At 46.3% G+C, this 23222-nt stretch carries 17 protein-coding genes and 2 pseudogenes; 15 read left to right on the forward strand and 4 right to left on the reverse strand.

Annotated features, from left to right (window positions below; all coding sequences use genetic code 11):
- Positions 1 to 835: 835 nt before the first annotated feature.
- The 8 genes from ileS to K401_RS0118865 all read left to right on the forward strand — a co-directional run bounded on the left by ileS (position 836) and on the right by K401_RS0118865 (position 12600).
- The gene (gene ileS, locus K401_RS0118830) at positions 836 to 3949 is read left to right on the forward strand and encodes an isoleucine--tRNA ligase (RefSeq protein WP_024294413.1); all 3114 of its coding nucleotides are present in this window, start codon (positions 836 to 838) and stop codon (positions 3947 to 3949) included.
- A 21-nt stretch (positions 3950 to 3970) separates the two neighbouring features.
- Positions 3971 to 6433 carry a glycogen/starch/alpha-glucan phosphorylase gene (locus K401_RS0118835; RefSeq protein WP_024294414.1) on the forward strand — a complete coding sequence of 821 codons (2463 nt, stop codon included), beginning with the start codon at positions 3971 to 3973 and terminating at the stop codon, positions 6431 to 6433.
- A gap of 89 nt (positions 6434 to 6522) precedes the next feature.
- On the forward strand, positions 6523 to 7443 hold the full coding sequence (locus K401_RS0118840) for a SpoIID/LytB domain-containing protein (RefSeq protein ID WP_024294415.1): 921 nt from the start codon (positions 6523 to 6525) through the stop codon (positions 7441 to 7443).
- Between the two features lie 40 nt (positions 7444 to 7483).
- Positions 7484 to 8245, forward strand: a complete 762-nt coding sequence (locus K401_RS0118845) for a M23 family metallopeptidase (RefSeq protein ID WP_024294416.1) — start codon at positions 7484 to 7486, stop codon at positions 8243 to 8245.
- A gap of 203 nt (positions 8246 to 8448) precedes the next feature.
- A complete protein-coding gene (locus K401_RS0118850; RefSeq protein WP_024294417.1) occupies positions 8449 to 8895 on the forward strand; it encodes a CBS domain-containing protein in 447 nt (148 codons plus the stop codon).
- A gap of 384 nt (positions 8896 to 9279) precedes the next feature.
- Positions 9280 to 10710 carry an ABC transporter substrate-binding protein gene (locus K401_RS0118855; RefSeq protein ID WP_024294418.1) on the forward strand — a complete coding sequence of 477 codons (1431 nt, stop codon included), beginning with the start codon at positions 9280 to 9282 and terminating at the stop codon, positions 10708 to 10710.
- 71 nt (positions 10711 to 10781) lie between these two features.
- Positions 10782 to 11765, forward strand: a complete 984-nt coding sequence (locus K401_RS0118860) for a carbohydrate ABC transporter permease (RefSeq protein WP_024294419.1) — start codon at positions 10782 to 10784, stop codon at positions 11763 to 11765.
- A complete protein-coding gene (locus K401_RS0118865) occupies positions 11758 to 12600 on the forward strand; it encodes a carbohydrate ABC transporter permease (RefSeq protein ID WP_024294420.1) in 843 nt (280 codons plus the stop codon). The genes K401_RS0118860 and K401_RS0118865 overlap by 8 nt, the downstream gene beginning before the upstream one ends.
- Here K401_RS0118865 and K401_RS0118870 read toward each other — a convergent pair.
- Together K401_RS0118870 and K401_RS0118875 are read right to left on the reverse strand one after the other, a co-directional pair.
- Positions 12590 to 13504, reverse strand: coding sequence for an AraC family transcriptional regulator (locus K401_RS0118870; protein ID WP_024294421.1), 915 nt, complete (start codon positions 13502 to 13504; stop codon positions 12590 to 12592). The genes K401_RS0118865 and K401_RS0118870 overlap by 11 nt on opposite strands.
- 48 nt (positions 13505 to 13552) lie before the next feature.
- The gene (locus tag K401_RS0118875; protein ID WP_024294422.1) at positions 13553 to 14923 is read right to left on the reverse strand and encodes a GGDEF domain-containing phosphodiesterase; all 1371 of its coding nucleotides are present in this window, start codon (positions 14921 to 14923) and stop codon (positions 13553 to 13555) included.
- A gap of 173 nt (positions 14924 to 15096) precedes the next feature.
- On the opposite strand from K401_RS0118875, the gene K401_RS0118880 reads away from it, so the two are divergent.
- The 4 genes and pseudogenes from K401_RS0118880 to K401_RS34080 form a co-directional block, all read left to right on the forward strand.
- Positions 15097 to 16431: an FAD-dependent oxidoreductase gene (locus K401_RS0118880; RefSeq protein WP_024294423.1), complete on the forward strand. Its 1335-nt coding sequence runs from the start codon at positions 15097 to 15099 to the stop codon at positions 16429 to 16431.
- A 39-nt stretch (positions 16432 to 16470) separates the two neighbouring features.
- Positions 16471 to 17442 carry a spore coat associated protein CotJA gene (locus K401_RS33640; protein ID WP_242842322.1) on the forward strand — a complete coding sequence of 324 codons (972 nt, stop codon included), beginning with the start codon at positions 16471 to 16473 and terminating at the stop codon, positions 17440 to 17442.
- Positions 17442 to 17708 carry a spore coat protein CotJB gene (locus K401_RS0118895; protein ID WP_024294426.1) on the forward strand — a complete coding sequence of 89 codons (267 nt, stop codon included), beginning with the start codon at positions 17442 to 17444 and terminating at the stop codon, positions 17706 to 17708. The genes K401_RS33640 and K401_RS0118895 overlap by 1 nt, the downstream gene beginning before the upstream one ends.
- Positions 17708 to 17803 (forward strand): annotated as a pseudogene (locus K401_RS34080) (manganese catalase family protein); the annotation flags it as partial. The gene K401_RS0118895 and the pseudogene K401_RS34080, both read left to right, overlap by 1 nt.
- Positions 17804 to 17855: 52 nt before the next feature.
- On the opposite strand, the gene K401_RS0118905 reads toward K401_RS34080, so the two are convergent.
- Positions 17856 to 19313: a recombinase family protein gene (locus K401_RS0118905; RefSeq protein ID WP_024294427.1), complete on the reverse strand. Its 1458-nt coding sequence runs from the start codon at positions 19311 to 19313 to the stop codon at positions 17856 to 17858.
- A gap of 92 nt (positions 19314 to 19405) precedes the next feature.
- Here K401_RS0118905 and K401_RS33245 point away from each other — a divergent pair, with 92 nt between their 5' ends.
- Complete coding sequence (locus K401_RS33245) at positions 19406 to 19564, forward strand: hypothetical protein (protein ID WP_166435284.1); 159 nt, start codon at positions 19406 to 19408, stop codon at positions 19562 to 19564.
- 278 nt (positions 19565 to 19842) lie between these two features.
- Here the strand turns inward: K401_RS33245 and K401_RS0118915 are convergent, their stop codons facing one another.
- A complete protein-coding gene (locus K401_RS0118915; protein ID WP_024294428.1) occupies positions 19843 to 20502 on the reverse strand; it encodes a DUF3298 and DUF4163 domain-containing protein in 660 nt (219 codons plus the stop codon).
- A gap of 101 nt (positions 20503 to 20603) precedes the next feature.
- On the opposite strand from K401_RS0118915, the pseudogene K401_RS31350 reads away from it, so the two are divergent.
- Positions 20604 to 21125, forward strand: a pseudogene (locus K401_RS31350) (manganese catalase family protein); the annotation flags it as partial.
- A 155-nt stretch (positions 21126 to 21280) separates the two neighbouring features.
- Positions 21281 to 23218, forward strand: coding sequence for a cell division protein FtsA (locus tag K401_RS0118925; RefSeq protein ID WP_024294429.1), 1938 nt, complete (start codon positions 21281 to 21283; stop codon positions 23216 to 23218).
- Positions 23219 to 23222: the final 4 nt, after the last annotated feature.

The following is a 23222-nucleotide window of genomic DNA, read 5'->3' on the forward strand; positions in this document are numbered from 1 at the left end:
GAGAAAAGGAGGTTGATTCCACCGAAAACATAAGTTTCGCCTGAATCAGGTTATAGGCAAATTCAGGCAAGAGGCAAAACCGTTAGACCTTGGCAGAAAACCGAAAAGGGCGATGGATAAATGCGAAAGCATGGATGAAGCCGGAATAAAGATCTACCAATCTCTTATATGCCTATAGTTCGTTATAACTGCAGAGAAATATTCATCTGATGGGTAATTTTGATTCGTCCGGATTGAATTTTTGTTCGGTAGCTGGATAACAATATAGTAGAATGAAAACAACGATGCAGAGATTTCAGATTAGTAGATGGTTTTAGGCGAAAGGTAACGGGAAAAAATTCATATAGAGCATCCAGAAAACGTGAAGTAAAAAACGAAACGAGAGAGGTAATTAAGAACTAATGGATGAAAGCGTGTAGAACGGGTATCGAATTTCATGAATATGATTCGGTACCCGTTCTCCTTTGTGCCTTACGGAAGGAAAAACAAATTAGCCTTGACATTTCTTTTCCAAATCCATATAATTATAAAATACGGAAATATACCGTACCATATCATAATAAGAAGAAAGACTTTGATGGAGACAGTAGGACCATGGGAAATCCAAAGAGAGCCGGGGAGGGTGGAAGCCTGGCGAAAGTAGCGTGGGTTTGAATATCACTCCGGAGTTTCCGGCCGAAAGCCTTGGCAGTAGGTCAGGACGTAGTTTCTGCGTTAAAGGAAAGCATATGCTGGTATGCGGTAATAGGTGGTGTAACGGAGATATAGTGAGGCTTTCGTCCTGATTACGGGATGAGGGCTTTTTTTATATATGCAGAAATGGAGGTCGCAAAAGATGTACAAAAAAGTCCCTACAGACTTGAATTTTGTCGCACGAGAAAAAGAAGTTGAAAAGTTCTGGGAAGACCATGAGATTTTCAAAAAGAGCATGGAAAACCGCAAGGAAGCAGAAACCTACACGTTTTATGACGGTCCGCCCACTGCCAATGGGAAACCCCATATCGGGCACGTATTGACCAGGGTCATCAAGGATATGATCCCAAGATACCGTACCATGAAGGGCTATGACGTTCCGCGTAAAGCAGGCTGGGATACCCACGGACTGCCGGTGGAGCTGGAAGTGGAAAAGATGCTGGGCCTTGACGGCAAGGAACAGATCGAAGAGTATGGCCTGGAGCCATTTATCAAGTATTGCAAGGAAAGTGTTTGGAAATACAAAGGCATGTGGGAAGATTTCTCAAAAACCGTTGGCTTTTGGGCTGATATGGATGACCCATATGTTACCTACGAAAATGATTTTATTGAATCCGAGTGGTGGGCATTAAAGCAGATCTGGGAAAGAGGCCTTTTGTACAAAGGCTTTAAGATCGTTCCTTACTGCCCCCGGTGCGGAACTCCCTTATCCAGCCATGAGGTGGCCCAGGGGTATAAGGATGTAAAAGAACATTCCGCCATTGTCCGGTTTAAGGTAAAGGGAGAGGAAGCCTATATTCTGGCATGGACCACAACTCCCTGGACTCTTCCTTCCAACGTGGGCCTTTGTGTGAATCCGGATGAGACCTATGTGAAAGTACAGAACGGAGACTATACCTATTATCTGGCAGAAGCTCTCTGTGAAAAGGTTCTGGAAGGGGAGTACACGGTTTTAGAAAGGTATCAGGGAAAGGATCTGGAGTATAAAGAATACGAGCCTTTATTTGACTTTGTAAAACCAAATAAAAAAGCACATTACGTGACATGTGACCATTATGTCACCCTGACTGACGGTACCGGCGTGGTACACATTGCTCCTGCCTTTGGTGAGGATGATTCCAAGGTGGGCAGAAAATATGATCTTCCCTTTGTACAGCTGGTCAATGCGGCCGGTGAGATGACGGAGGAAACCAAGTGGGCAGGCATTTTCTGCAAAAAAGCAGATCCAATGATTTTAACGGATTTAAAGGAGAGAGGGCTGTTATTCTCAGCACCTATATTTGAGCACAGCTATCCCCACTGCTGGAGATGCGACACCCCGCTCATCTACTATGCAAGAGAATCCTGGTTTATCAAGATGACGTCCGTAAAGGAAGATCTGATCCGCAACAACAATACCATCAACTGGATCCCGGAAAGCATTGGAAAAGGACGTTTCGGTGACTGGCTGGAAAATGTCCAGGACTGGGGAATCAGCAGAAACCGTTACTGGGGCACGCCTCTAAATGTGTGGGAATGCCAGTGCGGTCATCAGCACTCCATCGGAAGCATTGAGGAATTAAAGGCCATGTCACCCAACTGCCCGGCAGACATTGAGCTTCACCGCCCATATATTGACGAGGTGACCATTACCTGTGAAAAATGCGGAAAGCAGATGAAGAGAGTGCCGGAGGTGATTGACTGCTGGTTTGATTCCGGTTCCATGCCATTTGCACAGCATCATTATCCTTTTGAAAACAAAGAGCTGTTTGAGCAGCAATTCCCGGCTGACTTTATTTCCGAGGCTGTGGACCAGACAAGAGGCTGGTTCTACTCCCTCCTTGCCATCTCCACTCTGATTTTCAACAAGGCGCCATATAAAAATGTAATTGTTCTGGGGCATGTCCAGGATGAGAACGGGCAAAAGATGAGTAAATCCAAGGGAAATGCGGTAGATCCTTTTGACGCGCTTGAAACCTACGGTGCCGATGCCATCCGCTGGTACTTCTATGTGAACAGCGCGCCATGGCTGCCAAACCGTTTCCACGGGAAAGCGGTTATGGAAGGACAGCGCAAATTTATGGGCACCCTGTGGAATACCTATGCATTCTTTGTGCTTTATGCGAATATTGATGAATTTGACCCCACAAAATACAGTCTGGAATATGATAAGCTTCCCGTCATGGACAAATGGCTTCTTTCCAAGCTGAACACCCTGGTTGGGACTGTGGATACCTGCCTTTCCGGCTATCAGATTCCGGAAGCGGCAAGAGCGCTTCAGGATTTTGTTGACGATATGAGCAACTGGTATGTCCGCAGAAGCAGGGAACGCTTCTGGGCAAAGGGAATGGAGCAGGATAAGATCAACGCTTATATGACCCTTTATACAGCCCTTGTCACAGTAAGCAAGACCGCGGCTCCCCTCATTCCGTTCATGACGGAAGAGATCTATCAGAACATGGTCTGCAGCGTGGATCAGTCTGCGCCGGAGAGCATCCACTTATGCGATTATCCGGAGTCAAACAAAGCCTATATTGACAGGCAGCTGGAAATCGACATGGATGAAGTATTAAAAATCGTAGTCATGGGCCGGGCTGCCAGAAATACGGCTAATTTAAAAAACCGCCAGCCTATCGGCCAGATGTTCGTAAAAGCACCTCACGTCCTTCCTGTATTTTATCAGGAGATCATTGAGGAAGAGCTGAACGTAAAAAAGGTGGTATTTACTGATGATGTAAGAGATTTCACATCCTACAGCTTTAAACCTCAGTTAAAGACCGTTGGACCGAAATACGGCAAGCAGCTGGGAGACATTAAAAAGGCTCTTTCAGAGGTGAGCGGCAATGAGGCCATGGACACCTTAAATGAAACAGGTGCCCTTACCTTCTCATTTGGCGGAACCGAAGTTGTGCTCACCAAGGAAGACCTTCTCATTGACACGGCTCAGACAGAAGGTTATGTAACTGAGGGAGACAATACCATCACCGTTGTTTTAGATACCAATCTGACACCCCAGCTTTTGGCAGAGGGCTTTGTGCGTGAGCTGATCAGCAAGATCCAGACCATGCGTAAGGAAGCTGGGTTTGAGGTGACGGATCACATTGTGGTATACAGCAAGGGCAATGAAAAAATTGCCGGTATATTAAAGCTTCACGAGGAAGAAGTAAAGAGCGAGGTACTTGCGGAAAACATCATCCTTGAAACGCTGGCCGGTTATGTGAAAGAATGGAACATTAACGGCGAAAATGTAACCCTGGGTGTGGAAAAGTTCCAGTAAACGGTTAGGAGGTTTTGTAGAATGAGTATGGGATTTGATAAGGAAACCTTTAAAAAAAGTGTTCTGTTTAATATGAAAAATGTGTTCCGCAAGACGGTTGACGAGGCTACTCCGGAGCAGATGTACCAGGCGGTGGCCTATGCGGTAAAGGATGTGGTCATAGACGAATGGATCGCAACCCATAAGGAGTACGAAAAGCAGGATGTAAAGACCTTGTATTATCTGTCAATGGAATTCCTCATGGGCCGTGCTCTTGGCAACAACATCATAAGCTTTATGGCCCAGCAGGAGGTAAAGGAAGTTCTGGAAGAGCTGGGTTTTGATTTAAATGTCATTGAGGACCAGGAGCCGGATCCTGCTCTTGGAAACGGGGGGCTGGGCCGTCTTGCGGCCTGCTTCCTGGATTCCCTGGCAACCCTTGGATATCCGGCCTATGGCTGCGGCATCCGTTACCGTTATGGCATGTTCAAGCAGAAAATAGAAGGCGGATATCAGGTGGAAATTCCTGATGACTGGCTGAAGAACGGCTATCCTTTTGAGCTTCGCAGAGGAGAATATGCCACTGAGGTAAAATTCGGGGGCTATGTGAATACTGTCTGGGAAGACGGAAAGGAACGCTTTGTCCAGGAGGGATACCAGTCTGTCCTGGCTGTTCCCTATGACATGCCCATCGTTGGATACGGAAACAATGTGGTGAACACTTTAAGGATCTGGGATGCCCAGGCCATCAATACCTTCAGCCTGGATTCCTTTGACAGGGGCGATTATCAAAAGGCCGTGGAACAGGAAAATCTGGCTAAAACCATTGTAGAGGTCCTTTACCCCAACGATAACCACTATGCAGGAAAAGAGCTTCGTCTGAAACAGCAGTACTTCTTCATTTCCGCCAGTGTCCAGAGAGCGGTCATGAAGTACATGGAAAAGCATGACGACATACATACATTCTACGAAAAGACGGTTTTCCAGCTGAATGACACCCATCCAACCGTAGCGGTCCCTGAGCTTATGAGGATCCTTCTTGATGACTACGGCTTAAGCTGGGATGAAGCATGGGAGATCACCACAAAGACCTGTGCCTATACGAACCACACCATCATGTCGGAAGCCCTGGAAAAATGGCCCATTGAGCTGTTCTCCAGACTGCTTCCAAGAATCTACCAGATCGTGGAAGAGATCAACCGCAGATTCCAGCAAAAGATCATGGAGATGTATCCGGGCAACCAGGAAAAGCTGCGCAAAATGTCCATTGTTTATGACGGCCAGGTCCGCATGGCTAATCTGGCCATTGTGGGAGGCTTCTCGGTAAACGGCGTTGCCAGGCTTCACACAGAGATTTTAAAGAATCAGGAATTAAGGGATTTTTACCAGATGATGCCGGATAAATTCAACAACAAGACCAACGGCATCACCCAGAGGCGGTTCCTTCTTCACGGTAATCCGCTTTTGGCGGGCTGGGTCACAAAAAAGATCGGCAGCGACTGGATCACCAGCCTGCCTCACATCCACCGTCTGGCAGTTTATGCGGATGACCCCAGGTGCAGGCAGGAATTCATGGACATCAAATACCAGAACAAGGTGCGCCTTGCAAAATACATCAAAGAGCACAACGGCATTGATGTGGATCCAAGATCCATGTTTGATGTGCAGGTAAAACGGCTCCATGAATATAAGCGGCAGCTGATGAACATCCTCCATGTAATGTATTTGTACAATCAGCTGAAGGATAACCCAAACCTTGACATGGTTCCCAGAACCTTTTTGTTCGGTGCAAAGGCGGCGGCCGGTTATAAGCGGGCAAAGCTGACCATTAAGCTGATCAATGCGGTGGCCGATGTCATCAACAATGACAGAAGCATCGGCGGCAAAATTAAGGTGGTTTTCATTGAGGATTATAAGGTATCCAACGCTGAGATCATCTTTGCGGCTGCAGATGTCAGCGAGCAGATATCCACGGCCAGCAAAGAAGCTTCCGGCACCGGAAATATGAAATTCATGCTAAACGGTGCCCTGACTCTTGGAACCATGGATGGAGCCAATGTGGAAATCGTAGAGGAAGTGGGAGCGGAGAATGCCTTTATCTTTGGTATGTCTTCCGACGAGGTGATCCGTTACGAGAATGAAGGCGGATATAATCCCATGGAAATCTTCAATAATAACTATGAGATACGCAGAGTGCTGATGCAGCTGATCAACGGCTATTACTCTCCTCAGAACCCGGAACTGTTCCGCGATATTTATAATTCCTTATTAAATACCCAGAGCAGTGACCGTGCGGATACGTACTTTATTTTAAAGGACTTTCCTTCCTATGCGGAGGCACAGCGCCGGGTAGACCAGGCGTACCGGGATGAAGCCTGGTGGGCAAAGGCAGCCATCTTAAATGTTGCCTGCAGCGGCAAGTTTACATCAGACCGCACAATTGAAGAATATGTAGCAGATATCTGGCACTTAGAAAAGGTAAAAGTAGAGCTGGAAGAAGAGTAAGATTGTAAAAACGCTCCGGAAGTGATTCCGGGGCGTTTTTTTGCATATATTGAACAAGGGTTTCAGTAAGGAAAGGGCGGTGATTCAGAATGATAAAAAAAGCGGTTATGGCGTGTATCCTTGCGCTGTTGTTTCCATATATAATAACTCTGGCTTGGACCGGTAAGATTGAGGAGAGAAAAAACGTTCCTATTGTCACCAGCGGAAAGAAGATCCTTCTGGACCGGAAAAACGGCGAATCTTATATGGATGTGGAAGAATATCTGCCCGGCGTGGTGGCAAAGCAGATGCCGGCGGATTATGGAAGGGAAGCTCTCAGGGCCCAGGCGGTCATTGCCAGGACATACATTTACGGAAAAATGAACGGACAGAATGAAGTGAAGGAATCAGAGCTTCATATGGAGTATTTAGAGCAGCAGCAGATGGAAAAGCTGTGGGGGAGCGAAGCCTTTGTCGCCAGCTATCAGGCAGTGGAGAATGCGGTCCGGTCTACGGCTAAAATGGTTATGATGTATGACGGTAAGCTCATTGATCCCTTATTTCACCGGGCCAGCACAGGAAAAACCAGGACAGGAGATGAAAACCATCCCTATCTGCAGCCGGTTTCCTGCCCCAGGGATGTGGAAGCGGAAGGCTTTCTCAATGTGACTGCTTACAAAAAAGAGGATTTCGCGGAAAAGATCAATCAGATCTCCGGTGATGTGCCTGTAAATGCGGATCAGATTCCAGGAAGCATCCAGATCATTCTCCGGGAAGAGGGAGGATATGTGGGACAGATCCAGATCGGCACCAGGGTTTATACGGGAGAAGAGATCCAGCGAGTCCTGGGGCTGCCATCCTCATCCTATGGATTTGAGGAATACGAAGGGGGAGTCCGGGTGATCTGCCAGGGGATCGGGCATGGATACGGCATGAGTCAGTACGGAGCCAAATGCAAAGCAGAGGAAGGATGGACTGCGGAACAAATTCTCCCTTATTTTTATAAAAATATTGTTTTAATTTCTGAATAACTCTTTCACTCTTGGTAAGAATATTATCGAGGTGATAAACGTGAAGGAGAAAATAAGTCAATTGTTCAAGGATAAAGTATTCCTTGTCCTGTTGGTTCTAGGCCTGCTGACTATAGTAGCTGCAGCAGGAGTCATTACCGTTCAAAGAGGAAATGGTGGAGGAGAGAGCCCTTATCTGCAAGTGCCGGATCAGAGCAATATGATTGTTGAAGAATCTATCCCCCAGGAAACACAAGTGGCAGTTGCAGGAGAGTCAAGTGCAACGCAGAATATGGAAGAGGAATTGCAGGCGGCTGATTCCAATAAAGCCACTGCAGAGCAGGAAACAAAAGCTCCGGCAGTAAAGGCCGGGACAGACAAGAGCGCGGCAACGTCTCTGGTGCTTAATTTTAGTGATGCCACCAGAATGACCTGGCCTATACGCGGAAATGTCATTTTGGACTACAGCATGGAGTCCACCATTTATTTCCCAACTCTGGATCAGTATAAATGCAATCCAGGGCTTGTGATCCAGGGTGATGTAAGTACTCCGGTTGTGGCACCTGCCAATGCAAAGGTGCAGGAAGTAGGCTCCAATGAAGAAATTGGAAGCTACGTTGTCTTAAATATGGGCAACAACTATACAGCGATCTGCGGACAGTTAAAAGAGCTGCAGGTAGTGGAAAATGAATACGTGACAGAAGGGCAGGTCTTAGGCTATGTGGCTGAGCCTACCAAGTATTATTCCATAGAAGGATCTAACGTATTCTTTGAATTAACCCTTAATGATAAGGCCATTGATCCTCTGGATTATATGCAGTAAGCTCTCATAGGAAATCTCAGGAAAATGTTATAAAAAAATAATAAAATGTTCATACGTGATTAAGACTCATCTGCTATACTATAACCGATCTGTCAAATACCCGCAGCAATCTGCGGAGTATCTGAACCAGTGGGCAGTCGCCAAAGTCAGGTTCGCTTGGCCTTGGCTTGTTGCCTTCACTAGAATCAACGGGGAGTGTGGCTATGAACATACTGTTTTTTTTAACACCTAAGAATGAGGTGGCTTATATTTTTGAGGATGAATCTCTGCGCCAGGCGCTTGAGAAAATGGAGTATCACAAATACTCCGCAGTACCCGTTATAAACAGACGGGGTAAATATGTAGGGACAATAACCGAAGGGGACATGCTTTGGGGAATCAAGAACAAATTCAATCTTAGCTTAAAGGAAGCGGAACAGGTAACGGTAGCTGCTCTTGACAGAAGGTCAGATAACCGTCCGGTGTACGCGGATTCCAATATGGAAGATCTGATTGATAAGGCATTAAACCAAAATTTTGTACCGGTTGTGGATGACCAAAAGAATTTTATCGGAATCATTACCCGTAAGGATGTCATCCGTTATTTTTACAACAAATCCCTGGAGGTACAGCAGCCGGCAGTAAATTGTCAGGCAGCAATCATTCAATAAAACTTTAAAAAAGCATTTTCCGCCATATAATTGGCAGAAAGTGCTTTTTTGTTTTAAAAACAGCTTTCTTATATCAAATTTTTAGGTTTCATGGAAACTCAGCGCATTTCTTGCTATATAAGAATATGGAAAACCAGATTTTTAAAGACAAAATAAATATAGAAATTTATAGAAATAGAGTTTAATAAATATAAATACACAAAAAAATTATGTTATGTAAAAAAAAACCTCCATAAACTAAAGCAATAATTTTATATCATAAAGCAATTTCTGTACATTAAAAAGCAAGATTTGTAGGGCGAAAAGACATCTTGTATGATACACTGAATTTACAAATCAATACATAAAGTTTTTTGCTGATTATGAAAAGGAGGAGGAATGAACATGAAAAAGCGGTTTTTATTGCTGGCAGGCGCATGTGTGCTGGCGGGAATGTTATCGGGGTGTAACAGCGGAGCAAAAGGCGGATCCGCAGAAACGGGAGTTAAGAATGAATCTGCGGAAACGGGAGCAAAGAGCGAATCTGCAGAAAAAGCAGAAGCTGAGGGACCTGCCGGAAAAAAGGTAATCAATGTCTGGTCCTTTACAGATGAAGTTCCTAAAATGATCGAAAAATACAAGGAATTGCATCCGGACTTTGATTATGAAATCAATCCTACCATCATTGCCACAACGGATGGTGCTTACCAGCCGGCACTGGATCAGGCACTGGCGGCAGGTGGGAAAGATGCGCCCGACTTGTTTTGCGCGGAAGCTGCATTTGTTCTTAAATATACGCAGGGAGATGCCAGGCAATATTCGGCGCCCTACGAGGACCTGGGAATTGACGTGGCTGCAGAAGTAAAAGAAGCGGACATTGCCAAGTATACCATTGACATTGGAACGAATCCTGATAACAAGCTGGTTGCTTTAGGATACCAGGCCACAGGCGGTGCCTTTATCTACCGTCGTTCCATTGCAAAGGATACCTGGGGAACCGATGACCCGAAGGAAATCGGCGCTAAATTGGGAGGAGGCTCTAATAGCTGGGATTCATTCTTCAATGCTGCCAAGGATTTAAAAGCCAAAGGCTACGGCATTATATCAGGAGACGGAGATTTATGGCACGCAGTGGAGAACAGCTCTGATACCGGCTGGATCGTGGACGGTAAGCTGACCATTGACCCGAAACGGGAAGAATTTTTGGATCTGTCCAAGCGGTTGATGGATGAAGGATTTCATAACGATACCAGGGATTGGCAGGATGCCTGGTTTGCGGATATGAAGGGCCAGGGAACAAAGCCGGTTTTAGGCTTCTTTGGACCTGCGTGGCTGATCAATTATGTTATGGCTCCTAATTCCGGCGGCGAAAAGATCGGAGAAGGAACCTTTGGAGACTGGGCGGTTTGTGAATCTCCCATTGGCTTCTTCTGGGGCGGTACATGGGTATTGGCAAATAAGGATTCTGAGGTAAAAGAGGCTGTTGGTGACATTATCCAGTGGATCACCCTGGATTCTTCTGAAAACGGCTTGCAGTACATGTGGGCAAACGGAACCATGAATGATGCGGGGACTAAGGACGCTGTGGCTTCCGGTACGGTTATGGCCAAATCCGACGGTTCTATCGACTTCTTAAACGGACAGAATATGTTTGACGTATTTGTTCCGGCAAACCAGTTCGCAAAGGGAACGAACCTGACACAGTACGATGAAACCATTAACATGTATTGGAGAGATCAGGTGCGGGAATACACCGCAGGGAACAAGAGCAGAGAACAGGCGATTAAGGATTTCAGACAGCAGGTAGCAGATAATCTGGATATCACCGTTGAATAAATAATGTTGAGCGGGCAGGAGGGGGGATTTTTCTTCTTGTCCGCCCGATTGCGTTGAATGGAGGAACTGATATGAAACGAAAGCGCTCTGGATATGCGAAATGGGGATACATCTTTTGTCTGCCCTTTACCCTTGCTTTTCTGATTTTTTCCTTGTATCCGATTATTTTTACAGCTGTCATTGGGTTTACGGACTGCAAGGGACTGGGTATGGTAAAGTTTCATTTTCTGGCAGATGACCCCTTTTTGAACTTTAAAAACATTTTGGCAAATCCCTCGTTCCAGAAGTCATTTCGGAACACTTTGGGCATATGGATATGCAACTTTATTCCTCAGATTGGTCTGGCCCTGGTTTTAACGGCGTGGTTTACGGATAACAGGAACCACATCAAAGGAAAAGGGCTGTTTAAGGTACTGTTTTATATGCCAAACATTATTACCGCAGCCACCATCGCCATTCTGTTCAACGCCCTGATCGGCTACCCTATGGGACCGGTCAATGACCTTTTGATGACTTTAGGATTTACAGACCAGCCAATCAATTTTCAGGTCAACAAAACCGTGGCAAGGGGAAGTGTATCCTTTATCCAGTTCTGGATGTGGTATGGTTACACCATGATCATTTTGATTTCCGGCGTACTGGGGATCAGCCCTGAAATCTTTGAATCCGCGGAAGTGGACGGGGCAAACCGGGTTCAGACCTTTTTCTATATTACGCTTCCCAATTTAAAGACCATTTTGCTGTTTACATTGGTAACCAGTTTGATCGGCGGCTTACAGATGTTCGATATACCGAAGCTGTTTTTACTGGGCGGACCGGACAATTCCACCTTGACCACCAGCGTATTTATTTACAATCAGGCATTTAGCGGCAGTTACTTATACAATCGGGCTTCCGCCGCAAGTATGATCATGTTCGTAATTATTTGCGCCGCATCCGCAGTTCTGTTTTTTGCAATGAGGGATAAGGATGAAGCCGAACTGGAGAAGCTGACCAGACAAAGGGAACGGGAATATAGAAAAATGCAGAAGGAACGGAGGAAAACACATGAATAAAAAGCACAGTTCATTGGTATTGAAAATCATTATTTACGTGGTATCTGTCTTTCTTGCGGTTTTAAGCATTGCCCCGTTTTACATTATGGTGATCAATGCAACCCGATCTACGACACAGATTCAGCAGCATGCAATTTCGCTTTTGCCCTCTACATATATGATGAAGAATTTGGCCATTTTACTGGGCAAAAGCTTTAATCCTGCCAATGGCTTTTTAAATTCCCTTATCATTTCCGTGGGGGCAACCCTTTGTGCGGTGTATTTTTCCAACATGACCGCATACGGGCTGGTGGTGTACAACTGGAGATTCCGCAGACCATTTTTCAGTTTTATTATGGCAATTATGATGATTCCGGCACAGATAACCATGATCGGTTTTTACCAGATGGTTTACCGGATACATATGACTAACAATTTCCTCATGCTCATATTACCGGCCATTGCCTCTCCTTCTATGGTGTTCTTTATGAGGCAATATATGCTGCCCGCTTTGTCCATGGAAATCATTCAGGCCGCCCGCATTGACGGGGGCGGAGAGTTTTTTATATTTAACCGTATCGCTTTGCCGATTATGAAACCGGCCATTGCAACACAGGCTATTTTCTGCTTTGTGTCCAGCTGGAACAACTTATTTACCCCTTTGGTGCTTTTGACGGATCAGAAGAAGTATACCATGCCTATTATGGTAAGCCTGCTTCGGGGAGATATTTATAAGACAGAATATGGTTCCGTTTATATGGGGCTGGCTTTAACAGTGCTTCCCCTGATTGTGGTTTATCTGCTTCTTTCCCGCTATATTATTGCCGGTGTTGCTTTGGGCGGCGTTAAGGGATAGGCGAGAGGGCGAATTGGCTGCGAAACTCGGTAGGATTGTATTTTGTATACTTCTTAAAGCACCGGCTAAAGGAAGCCGGATTGTTAAAACCGGTTTGAAAGGCGATTACAGTAATCGATTCACCAGAAAGCAGCATTTCCTGAGCGGCCTGAATCCGTTTACGGCTTAAATAGTCATAAAAAGTAGAGTTGGTGTGTTCTTTAAACAGGCGGGAAAAATGGTATTTGGAAAAGCCTATGTGTGCGGCCATTTTCTCTAATGTCAAATTCTCACCGTAATGGGTGTCAATGTAGGACAAAAGGCCTGTGAACTTTTGGTAATATTCATAGTGTTTTTCCTGAGAGGTTTGTGAATTGGCGGAGAGTGCATGATAGTACTCTCCGCCGATTGTTGTCAAGATGTTGATCAGGATCGCATATATAGAATATTCCCAGAAGATCGCGCTTGGAAAATAGATGTCATTGATCTCCATGAGACCGGAATAAATGCGTTCATAAATCCGGCTGTGGTTTTGTTTATTCATAAGACAAGGTTCTAACAGGACCACATCCAAAAAGGCGGAATCATAGAAGCTGGACAGCGGCTCCATGTTGAACATATAAATGAAGCGGGAACCGCTGGACGCCGGAAGTATCTCATGGATGGAAAAACGGGGGATAAAGAGAATGTCGCCCGGCTGTAAGGTGAAGGACTTTTTGTTGATGATAACGGTATATTCATGTTCCACAGGTATGAGAATTTCCAATGCACTGTGCTGGTGGGGGGCATAGCCTTCTGTTTGAATGTTGTGCCAGATGCGGATATTGGAATTAAGGGAATATTCGACGTTTTCTAACAGTCCCTCCACTTTTCTGCCCTGGAAGGACCGGTCTTCGGGACGCTGGTAATATACGGATTTGGCCATATGGGAGTCCTCCTTTCCATTGGGCTTTCTTTTTTGTTTAAGAGAAAATTAACGGCTCATTTTTTCCTTTTCTTCTGCCAGGAGCTGATGAGAATCTGTTAAGGAAGTTCCGAGAATCTTTAACACAGTATCCTTTTCCAGGGTGGGAGAATAATAAAATCCCTGCTGGTAATTGCAGCCGGCTTCCGTCAGGATCCTCACCTGGTTTTCTGTTTCCACGCCTTCGGCAATAATGGTTATATCAAGATCTCTTGCCATCCGGACAAGTCCTTCAATGATGTACCGGGACTTTGGGTTGGTCTCAAGCTGCCAGACGAACAGGCGCTCAAGCTTTAAGGTATCCACCGGCAGCTCCAGGATGGAGGAGATTCCGGAGTAGCCGGAGCCAAATTCATTGAGGATGATCTCCACGCCCATTTCCTGTAATTGCTGAAGCATCACATTGATGTTTAAATAAGCCATGGTTAAGGCGCTTTCCTGAATTTCCAGGGCAAGTTTTCCCTTTGGTATGTGATGGGTATCCATGATCCGCTTTACCTCATCAAGGAAATCTTCCTGTAAAAAAAGGACTGGAGAAATGGGAAGGGCAATGGATTCAAATTTACAGTCAGCTTCAAGCAGTCCGGAGATACATTGGGCAGCCTTTTCCAGGGCATAGTATTCAATGGCACGGATCTGGCCGGAATCCTCTGCAACAGGTAGAAACTCACTGGCTCCGATTAAGCCAAGACCCTTAATAAAAATGCGCATGTATAGCTCGGCCCGGACAAACATTCCCGTATCCATATGAAGGGTAGGGCGGTAACGGACCTCCACCTCTTCCTTTTCCAGGGCTGTCTTTAAATAAAGGGCAATGGTCTGGTGCCGCTGCAGCTGCTTCTGCAAGGCGCTGTCAAAGACAACTGCCTGGTTGGGACCGCCTTCCTCTGCTTTATTAACGGCTAAATCCAGACATTTTAACATTTGGTCCGGTGAAGAGGCATGTCCCGGATAGGAACAGATCCCTATTTGTGCGGAACATAAACAGTCTGTTCCGCTGACCTTCCAGACATGATCAAACTTACCGGTGATTTCTTCCGCAAGCTCCAATGCCTGTCCCTGGGTGTAGCGGTCCAGTATGATCATATACTCCACGCCAATATAATGATAGACGTTTTTTCCTGTCACTTCTTTTAAATATGTAAGGATCTGTTCCAGGAGGTTTTCACAGTACTCATAACCAAATACCTGGTTCAGCCGTTTGAAATTTTCTATGTGAAGCTTTAGCACAGCGCCCCGTTCTCCTGAGTCCATTACCTGGCTTAAATGTTTTAAACAGGCATCCCGTTCCGGCTTGCGCTCTGAAACCATATCTCCTGTAACCTGGACTTTTGTCCCGGTCTGCAGAGGCGGAGCTGTTTTTTTACGAAACCAATTCATATGGATTTCCTCCCGTTTATCGGCTGTTTGATTTTATTGTATTATAAAAGCAGGGGGAAATCAAGAAATAATTGGAAGGGAAAGAATAGGCATTAATCCTGAAATAGAGTGAATAATAAGGGTAAGGTAAACATTTTTTGGTATTTTAAGCATAAAGGCAAGAGGTGGAAAAAATGAAATCAATCTGGACAGAATCAGCCAGAATACCCGGGAGGAACCCTTTGACAGGGAACAAACGGACAGAGGTTGTGGTAATAGGAGCTGGAATGGCAGGAATACTAACTGCCTTCTATTTACAAAGACATGGACTTCATGTGGTGGTGTTGGAAGCAAACCGCATAGGAAGCGGGCAGACGGGATTTACAACGGCAAAAATTACCTCCCAGCACAATCTGATCTATGACAAGCTGGTGCGGACGGTTGGAGAGGAAACAACAAGGCTGTACGGAAAGGCAAACCAGCTGGCGGTGGAGGAGTATGGAAAGCTGATTAAACGCTATTCCATACAATGCCATTATGAACCGATGGAGGCATATCTATATTCGGTTCAGGAATCAGAGGTGCTTGCAAGAGAGGCGGAGTGTGCTGCCAGGCTCGGGCTGCCGGCCTCCTTTGTCAGAGAGACCGGACTTCCTTTTTCTGTCCACGGAGCTGTGCGCTTTAAAGGACAGGCCCAGTTTAATCCCCTGGAGTTTTTAAGAGATATTTCCGCAGGTATAACGGTTTTTGAGCGGACAAGGGTTATCAAGGTTCAGGGGCATGAGGTGGTGACGGACAAAGGGGTTGTAAAGGCTGAAAAGGTGGTATTTGCATCCCATTATCCCTTTGTCAATGTGCCGGGATTTTATTTTGCAAAAATGTATCAGGAAAAAAGCTATGTCATGGAGCTTGAACCGGTTGAAGCAGTCCGCGGCATGTACCTTGGAATCGATGAGAGAGGATATTCCTTTCGGAATGTGGGGGATAAACTTCTTTTGGGATACGGAAGCCACAGAACCGGAAAAGCGCCTAAGGAAAGTCCATTTTCCATTATGAGACGGGCGGGAGAGCATCTGTTTCCGGAGGCCAGAGAGATCAGAAGATGGACGGCCCAGGATTGTATGACATTAGATGGAATCCCCTACATCGGACCGTTTTCTTCCTTAAAGCCGGACTGGTATGTTGCCACAGGTTTTGGAAAATGGGGTATGAGTTCGTCCATGGTTGCAGCCAAAATACTGAGCGCCCAGATCACAGGAAAAAGAACACCTTATGACGGAGTGTTCTCTCCCAGAAGACATCATATGAAGGCAGCAGCCGGTACCCTGGTTTCTCATGGCCTGGAGTCGGTGAAGGGACTTTCAGCCGGAGCCATGCCGGGAGCCATAAATTGTCCCCACTTGGGCTGCCGTCTGGTATGGAACCGGTACGATAAGCGCTGGGAATGCCCATGCCACGGATCTTCCTTTGAAATTAACGGAAAAATTTCTGCAGGCCCTGCACAACAGAGTATTCCTTTCATAGATTGATATTAGAATCTTTCAATAGCGAAAGGAGTCACACATCCTATGGATTGTTATACGAAGCAATGGTGTCCCGGCTGCATGACTGGCACCGGTCCAACCGGCTGGGAGTCTGCCATGGGGCTTGATATGTCTGTAAGCCCTGGTACAGTGATCCGTCCCGACATGCCCCTTGGATCAGGTCCTGCAAAATCCGCAGAAACTGCGGCATCTCCCATACTCATGACACAACAGGGGATGTCCGCAGGTCCCTGCCCGTGGATGCCGCCTAAAAAAACCAAGTGCTCGGACACAAAAAGTGAAGCTGAAACCACTCCCGTTTGCATGAGATGTCCGGAAATGCCGGTATGCCCAATGCCAGCAAAATGCCGTGACATATCGCCATGCCCCATGCCGCCAAAATGCCCGGAAAAGGTGAAAGAGGCAGTGACGATGAAATGCCCGGAAATGCCGGTATGCCCGATGCCGGCAAAATGCCGTGACATATCGCCATGCCCCATGCCGCCAAAATGCCCGGAAAAGGTGAAAGAGGCGGTGACGATGAAATGCCCGGAAATGCCGGTATGCCCGATGCCGGCAAAATGCCGTGACATATCGCCATGCCCCATGCCTCCTAAATGCCCGGAAAAGGTAAAGGAAGCCGTATCAACCAAGTGTCCGGAAAGGCCTGCATGCCCAATGCCGGCAAAATGCCGTGACATATCGCCATGCCCAATGCCGGCAAAATGCCGGGAAATGCCGCCATGCCCAATGCCGGTAAAATGTCCGGAAAAGGTCAAAGAAGCCGTGACAGTCAAATGTCCGGAAATGCCCAAATGCACTGCCCCGGTTACATGCCCCGGCTGGTCCGCTCCGTCTCAGACATCTCCTGCCGAAAACATCGACCAGTTCCCGGTTGGAATGGCTTATGTGCCATGGCAGCAGTGGCAGCAGGTATATTCGCTAGATGTGGCCATGAGCGTTGGAACGATCTTCCCGGATCTGAATAAACCATTTATTATGGGGGGGTGCCAGTGATGATGGATTCTAATGTTAATTGCGATATGCTGTTAAAGCAGGTGTATGAAGCCAGTTTTGCAATGGATGATGTGGTTTTGTATCTTGACACCCATCCAGACGATCAGGATGCATTGAACTATTACTATTATGTAGTAAATATGCGGATGCAGGCAATGCAGGCATATGAGGAGCAGTGTGGTCCTCTGATGGCTGATGGAGTGATGGATGAAAATTACTGGACCTGGATTGAAGATCCATGGCCTTGGGAAGGAGTGTGCGGTTAATGTGGAGGTATGAGAAGAGATTACAGTATCCGGTAAATATTACCACTCCTAATCCCAAGATTGCTATGTTCATTATGAGCCAGTATGGTGGGCCATATTGCAGCACCATATGATCAGGTGTAAGAAACGGCGTGGTCTTTTGTCCGGTCACAGGGAAACGTAATAAAAGAATTTTACCGTTCCTTCCTGCTTATCGTATACAATTTTCTTTACAACACTTCTTAAGGCGTTTCCTTTCATCTCATAGCCCATATCCGGATCGGAAATGATGTCGCAGGCTTTCTGTATTCTGGCAGCCAGCCGGATATTATCAGCGGACTTATCACGCGGGGGACGGATCTTTAACTCATTCAAGCGGTTTTCCAGCTCTTCCTGCTCTTTTTTTATGCGCTTTTTTCCTGCTTTGTATTCTTCCAGTGTATCGATTCCATTTTCATAGGCGTCCTTTATCCGCTGCTTTTTGTGGCTGATCCTGGACAGGGCTGCCTGTATGTTTTCTTCTTCACGGTACGCTTTGGCAACAGGTTTTCGTACATAGGTGTATTTCATTTCTTCGGAGGCAAGGGCATTGCGAAGTGACTCTATAATAAGGTCCTCCATCTTATGGGCAGTTATGCTGCAGGATTCCTCATGAAGCCCTTTGGCGTAACGCCAGCACTGAAAATAACTGGGATGGCGGCCTGTATCCGGGGCTTTATTAAATACAAGGCTTGCGCCGCAGTACCCGCATTTTAATAGGCCTGAGGCCCAATGCCTGCAGCTGGACACCTCCCGGCGGCTTTGGGGCCTGTATTCTCTTTGAAGGCGTGCCTGATTGTCTTTAAAAACCGATGTTACGGTCTCTTTGGTTTCATGCTGCCCATGAAAGGAGATATCCTTCCAGGTGACAATTCCGTCATAGAACCTGTTTTTTAAAATGCGCTCAATGGCCCGCCGGTCAAAGCGGTTCCCCCTTTTGGTCAGAAAGCCCTGAGCATTGGCGTTTCTTGCGATGGCGGACAGATCCATGCCGCTGTGATAGGATTGATGGATGTATTCCACGATCTTATATTCTGCATCATCGATAAGAAAGGGTTTTCCTTCACCAACCGCCCGGTATCCAAGGCATGGGGAAGCCTGGTAGCCCTCCCGCAAGGCTTTTTCTGTCATACCCCTGGTAACTTCTCCAGATAGGTTGATGGAATAGTATTCATCGAACCATTCGATAATGCTTTCGATGAGGCGGCCGAACATACCCTCCATAATAGGCTCGGATACACTTATAATGGTCACGCCGCACTTTTTCCGGAGAACGCCTTTATAAAACATGCTCTCCTCCTGATTTCTTGCAAACCGGGAGAATTTCCACAGGTAGAGATACTGGAAAGGGGAGGGCTGGGATTTGGCAATGGAGATCATTTTCTGGAACTGCTTCCGGTTGTCGGCCCGGCGTCCGCTGACACCTTTTTCTTCGATAAAGATAAATTTCTCCGGGATCAGGACCCCATCTGCTTCTGCTGCTTTTTTAATTTCTCTCAACTGGGCATCAGGAGAAAGCTCTGTCTGGTCGTTTGTGCTTACGCGGATGTAAGCAGCTCCGATTTCCTTTGTTTCATTTTTTCTCAAAATCCATCCCCTCTTTCCTTTTGCGTCTGGGAAATATCCGGAAACAAGTACAATCCGTGTCACATACATTTTACCAGGGAGGGGATTGAAATATGAACAAAAAGCTGATTATAGAAAATTACATAGAAATTAACGGAAAAGATGTTCTTATGAATTCTCTGCCAGAAGAAAAGCGCAAGGAAATTGCGTTGATGATTCAGGATAAAATGATGGGATCCATTGGATTTCAAAGAATGGCCGCCTCAGACTGAGGATGAAAGAAATCAGGCCAGATATGGAGGGAGCCGGCAAGATGGGGGATCCTGCCGGCCAAGTATGAAAAAAAGTTTTATTTAAAAGGTTACTGCCTTTTGCACTTACTAATATACCGGGGAAATGTGATGAAATTTTGATATAACTGTGAACAGTTTGTGAATGGTGAATGCGGTACATATGATCGACTGGATTTACGGAAAATAGAGGAAAGGCGCGGAATTGATGGCGGACAAGCCTGGCCGGAACTGCGGATCCGGCCAGGAAACAGGCAAGGTCAGGCATTGGGAGAACAGTCTTGGAAAGGAAAGAAAAATTCCGGGATTCCGCTTACATAGGGGGCGATATCGTACTGCTGATAGTAGATGACAATTCCCGTGGGTTTAACAAAAAATCCGTTGATATTAAAATTCCCGCGAATGAGAGAAGGATAGTCATCAAAGTACTGGGAAGAGGACGTTTTTAGCTGTTCTTCTATCTGCTGCTGGATGCCATTAAAAATATAATCCGTAAATTTTGGATTGTTCGGGAAGAAATCAAGGAGGCTCAGCTGGTTGCCGGTACAAAAGTCCCATGTCTGGGAATCCCTGATTGTATTTCCATGAGCCCCTCCCAGGTAGGTATACTGGTTGGTGTAAAGACTGGTGACGCAGTCCTCATTGTATGTAACCTGATAGACCGATAAAAATTCATAGTTATGAAATGGAAACTGGTTATCCTGGGAGTATTCTACCTGTTCTACGGCCTGAGAGTACAGCTCTGTGCGGCAGTAAGCCTCTTTCTGTCTGGCCTGAAATTCATAGAATGTATTGATCTTCTGTGCGGCGGCCGGATTGCATGTGGTGGTAAACTGGGGATAATGAATTGTATAGATGAAAACAGTGATCCCATTGTAGCGCATGATATCCGTCAGGGTTTTTTGAGAGATTGTCTGCATACGAGCCTCCTAAAAGGAAGGTTTTTATAAATATATGGGGAAACGGAGGGCAATATGAGCGGGGAAAGAGTGCAGAGTCTGTTCATCTGTTTTTGACTTAAGGCGGGCCGGATGGAGAAATGGGAGCCTCCATGCGCTATCTTTCCCAGCGCTATGCCATGCCTTATAAGGAATGTAAGGGACTTTTAACGGATATTGGAACGGAGGAGCTTGCTCACTTAGAAATCGTAGCAGCCATCGTTCACCAGCTAACCAGAAACTTAACGCCGGAGCAGGTGGTGGAATCAGGCTTTGGCCCGTATTACATTGATCATACCACGGGTATCTGGCCTCAGTCAGCCGGAGGAGTTCCCTTTAATGCCAATCAATTTCAGTCAAAAGGTGACCCGATTACCGATTTGGTGGAGGATATGGCTGCGGAGCAGAAAGCCCGGAGCACTTATGACAACATTCTTCGTGTAATAACTGATCCTGAGATCTGCGATCCCATCCGTTACTTAAGGGAGCGGGAAATCGTTCATTTCCAGAGGTTTGGTGAAGCTTTAAGAATCACCCAGGATAATCTGGACAGCAGGAATTTCTACGCATTCAATCCAAGCTTTGATATTAGAAATCAGTGCTGATAAAAACAGGCCGCAGCGCGAATCCTTAAGCTGCGGCCTGTTTTTTCATGTCATTTTACGAGTATTTTCCGCAAAAGTTTCCTTTATTCGATTGACGGAGGCTGTTTATACTAGTAGAATAATAGACAAATACATAAGGGAATGGGGCATTATTTATGGATAACAGACATAGTATTTTGACAGATACACTTCCGGATCAGGCTGTTTTTGCTCTGGATATTGGTACCCGGAGCATCATCGGCATGGTGGGCATGCCTGACGGGGACAGAATTCATATCGTTGCCATAGAGAGAGCCGAGCACACGAAACGGGCGATGATTGACGGCCAGATCGAGGATATCGACCAGGTGGCAAAGATCGCAGGCCAGGTCAAGGACAGGCTGGAAAAGAAGCTGGGATGCAGGCTTAACAAGGTCTGCGTGGCTGCGGCGGGAAGAGCGCTGCGCACCGAGAGCGTGACTTATGAGATGGAGCTTTCCAGACCTCAGAAAATCGATGCGGAATCAGTAAGCCGTCTGGAAGCGGGGGCAATCAGCGAAGCAGAAAAGTTATTTATGAATAGAGAAGGCAGGGAATCAGACCGGCAGTTCTACCTGGTGGGTTATACGGTAAGCCGTTATTACCTGGACAACTATATGATTTCCAATCTCATCGACCATCACGGAAGGGTCTTAAAAGCAGATATCATTGCCACCTTCCTGCCTACGGAGGTGGTGGAAAGCCTTTATGCGGCCATGCACAAAACCGGTTTGGAGGTGGCAAGCCTGACCTTGGAGCCCATTGCAGCCATTAATGCGGCAATTCCTCAGAATATCCGTCTGTTAAATCTGGCTATGGTGGACATAGGTGCAGGAACCTCCGATATTGCGGTCTGCAGGGATGGAAGTGTCACCGGTTATACCATGGCCATTCTGGCAGGAGATGAGATCACCGAGACCATTATGAAGGAATATCTGGTAGATTTCGATACCGCAGAGAAAATCAAGTCAGAAATTGATGAGGCAGAGGAGATACATTTTTCCGACATTCTGGGATTTGAGCAGACCATCACCAGGGAATCCATTTTTGAGTGCATTAAGGAGGCGTCTTCCAGACTTTGCGAGGAAATATCCGCAAAGATCCTGGAGGTAAACGGAAGTGTGCCGTCGGCGGTATTTCTGGCAGGGGGAGGAAGCAGACTCTCCGGCTTAAAAGAGGGGATCGTGGAGCATTTGAAAATCGACTCCAAGCGTGTTGCCATTGCGGGAAATAATTTTAAGATCAATGCCTATTCCGATGAGTATGACCTTGAAAACCCGGAATATGCCACTCCTCTTGGCATTGTCATATCTGCAGGCTTTAACATTGTCAATGACAGCTTCCGGGTCATTTTAAATGACAAGCCGGCAAAGCTTTTCAGAAGCGGCAGCTTTACCGTAATGGATGTTCTGATGATGAACGGCTATAATTATCAGGACATGATCGGGCGCTCCGGGCAGAATCTGGTGGTGAGCGTCAATGGAAAAAGAACGGTTTTTTACGGGGAAAAAGCGGAACCGTCTGTCTTAAAGCTCAATGGAGAAGAAGCACAGCTTTCTGATCCTGTAAATTCGGAAGACTGGATCGTGTTCATACCTGCCAGCCATGGAAAGAGCGCATCAGCCATGCTTTCTGATGTGGCTGAGATTGGAAAAGGGAAAAAGGTGCTGGTGAACGGTGAGGAGGCAAGGGAGGATTTATTGCTGAAATCCGGTGACACCATTGTAATAGAAGAGGAAGCTGCTGAAAAAAAGGAAGAGCCGGAAGAAACCGATCCAAGCCGCCTTAAGCCGTCTATATCAGCCACAAACCAGGTCTCTCAGACAGGCAATGGAAAGGGAGCAGGCAGCCGTGGGGGAAAAGGGAAAATTACGTTCTTTCTGAATGACAACCCATTGACTCTTCCTTTAAAACCGGATCACCAGCCTTATTATCTCATGGACATGCTGGAATATTCCGGACTGGATTTTAAAAACGTAACTGGACAGGTGGTATTGGAGGTAAATGGGGAGAGCGGATATTTCCAGCAGGAATTGCATAGTAGGGACCGCATCATGATCTACCAGGTCAAATAGGATT

The organism is Lacrimispora indolis DSM 755, from assembly GCF_000526995.1.
Lineage (GTDB): Bacteria > Bacillota > Clostridia > Lachnospirales > Lachnospiraceae > Lacrimispora > Lacrimispora indolis.

What these genes read in the sequence shown, in the direction of transcription:
- K401_RS0118870 (WP_024294421.1), bottom strand. Translation starts at nt 13,504, where the DNA reads ATGGCCAAATCCGTATATTACCAGCGTCCCGAAGACCGGTCCTTCCAG.
- K401_RS33245 (WP_166435284.1), top strand. Translation starts at nt 19,406, where the DNA reads ATGAACAAAAAGCTGATTATAGAAAATTACATAGAAATTAACGGAAAA.
- K401_RS0118915 (WP_024294428.1), bottom strand. Translation starts at nt 20,502, where the DNA reads ATGCAGACAATCTCTCAAAAAACCCTGACGGATATCATGCGCTACAAT.
- K401_RS0118880 (WP_024294423.1), top strand. Translation starts at nt 15,097, where the DNA reads ATGAAATCAATCTGGACAGAATCAGCCAGAATACCCGGGAGGAACCCT.
- K401_RS0118855 (WP_024294418.1), top strand. Translation starts at nt 9,280, where the DNA reads ATGAAAAAGCGGTTTTTATTGCTGGCAGGCGCATGTGTGCTGGCGGGA.
- K401_RS33640 (WP_242842322.1), top strand. Translation starts at nt 16,471, where the DNA reads ATGGATTGTTATACGAAGCAATGGTGTCCCGGCTGCATGACTGGCACC.
- K401_RS0118895 (WP_024294426.1), top strand. Translation starts at nt 17,442, where the DNA reads ATGATGGATTCTAATGTTAATTGCGATATGCTGTTAAAGCAGGTGTAT.
- K401_RS0118850 (WP_024294417.1), top strand. Translation starts at nt 8,449, where the DNA reads ATGAACATACTGTTTTTTTTAACACCTAAGAATGAGGTGGCTTATATT.
- K401_RS0118865 (WP_024294420.1), top strand. Translation starts at nt 11,758, where the DNA reads ATGAATAAAAAGCACAGTTCATTGGTATTGAAAATCATTATTTACGTG.
- K401_RS0118925 (WP_024294429.1), top strand. Translation starts at nt 21,281, where the DNA reads ATGGATAACAGACATAGTATTTTGACAGATACACTTCCGGATCAGGCT.
- ileS (WP_024294413.1), top strand. Translation starts at nt 836, where the DNA reads ATGTACAAAAAAGTCCCTACAGACTTGAATTTTGTCGCACGAGAAAAA.
- K401_RS0118860 (WP_024294419.1), top strand. Translation starts at nt 10,782, where the DNA reads ATGAAACGAAAGCGCTCTGGATATGCGAAATGGGGATACATCTTTTGT.
- K401_RS0118835 (WP_024294414.1), top strand. Translation starts at nt 3,971, where the DNA reads ATGAGTATGGGATTTGATAAGGAAACCTTTAAAAAAAGTGTTCTGTTT.
- K401_RS0118875 (WP_024294422.1), bottom strand. Translation starts at nt 14,923, where the DNA reads ATGAATTGGTTTCGTAAAAAAACAGCTCCGCCTCTGCAGACCGGGACA.
- K401_RS0118840 (WP_024294415.1), top strand. Translation starts at nt 6,523, where the DNA reads ATGATAAAAAAAGCGGTTATGGCGTGTATCCTTGCGCTGTTGTTTCCA.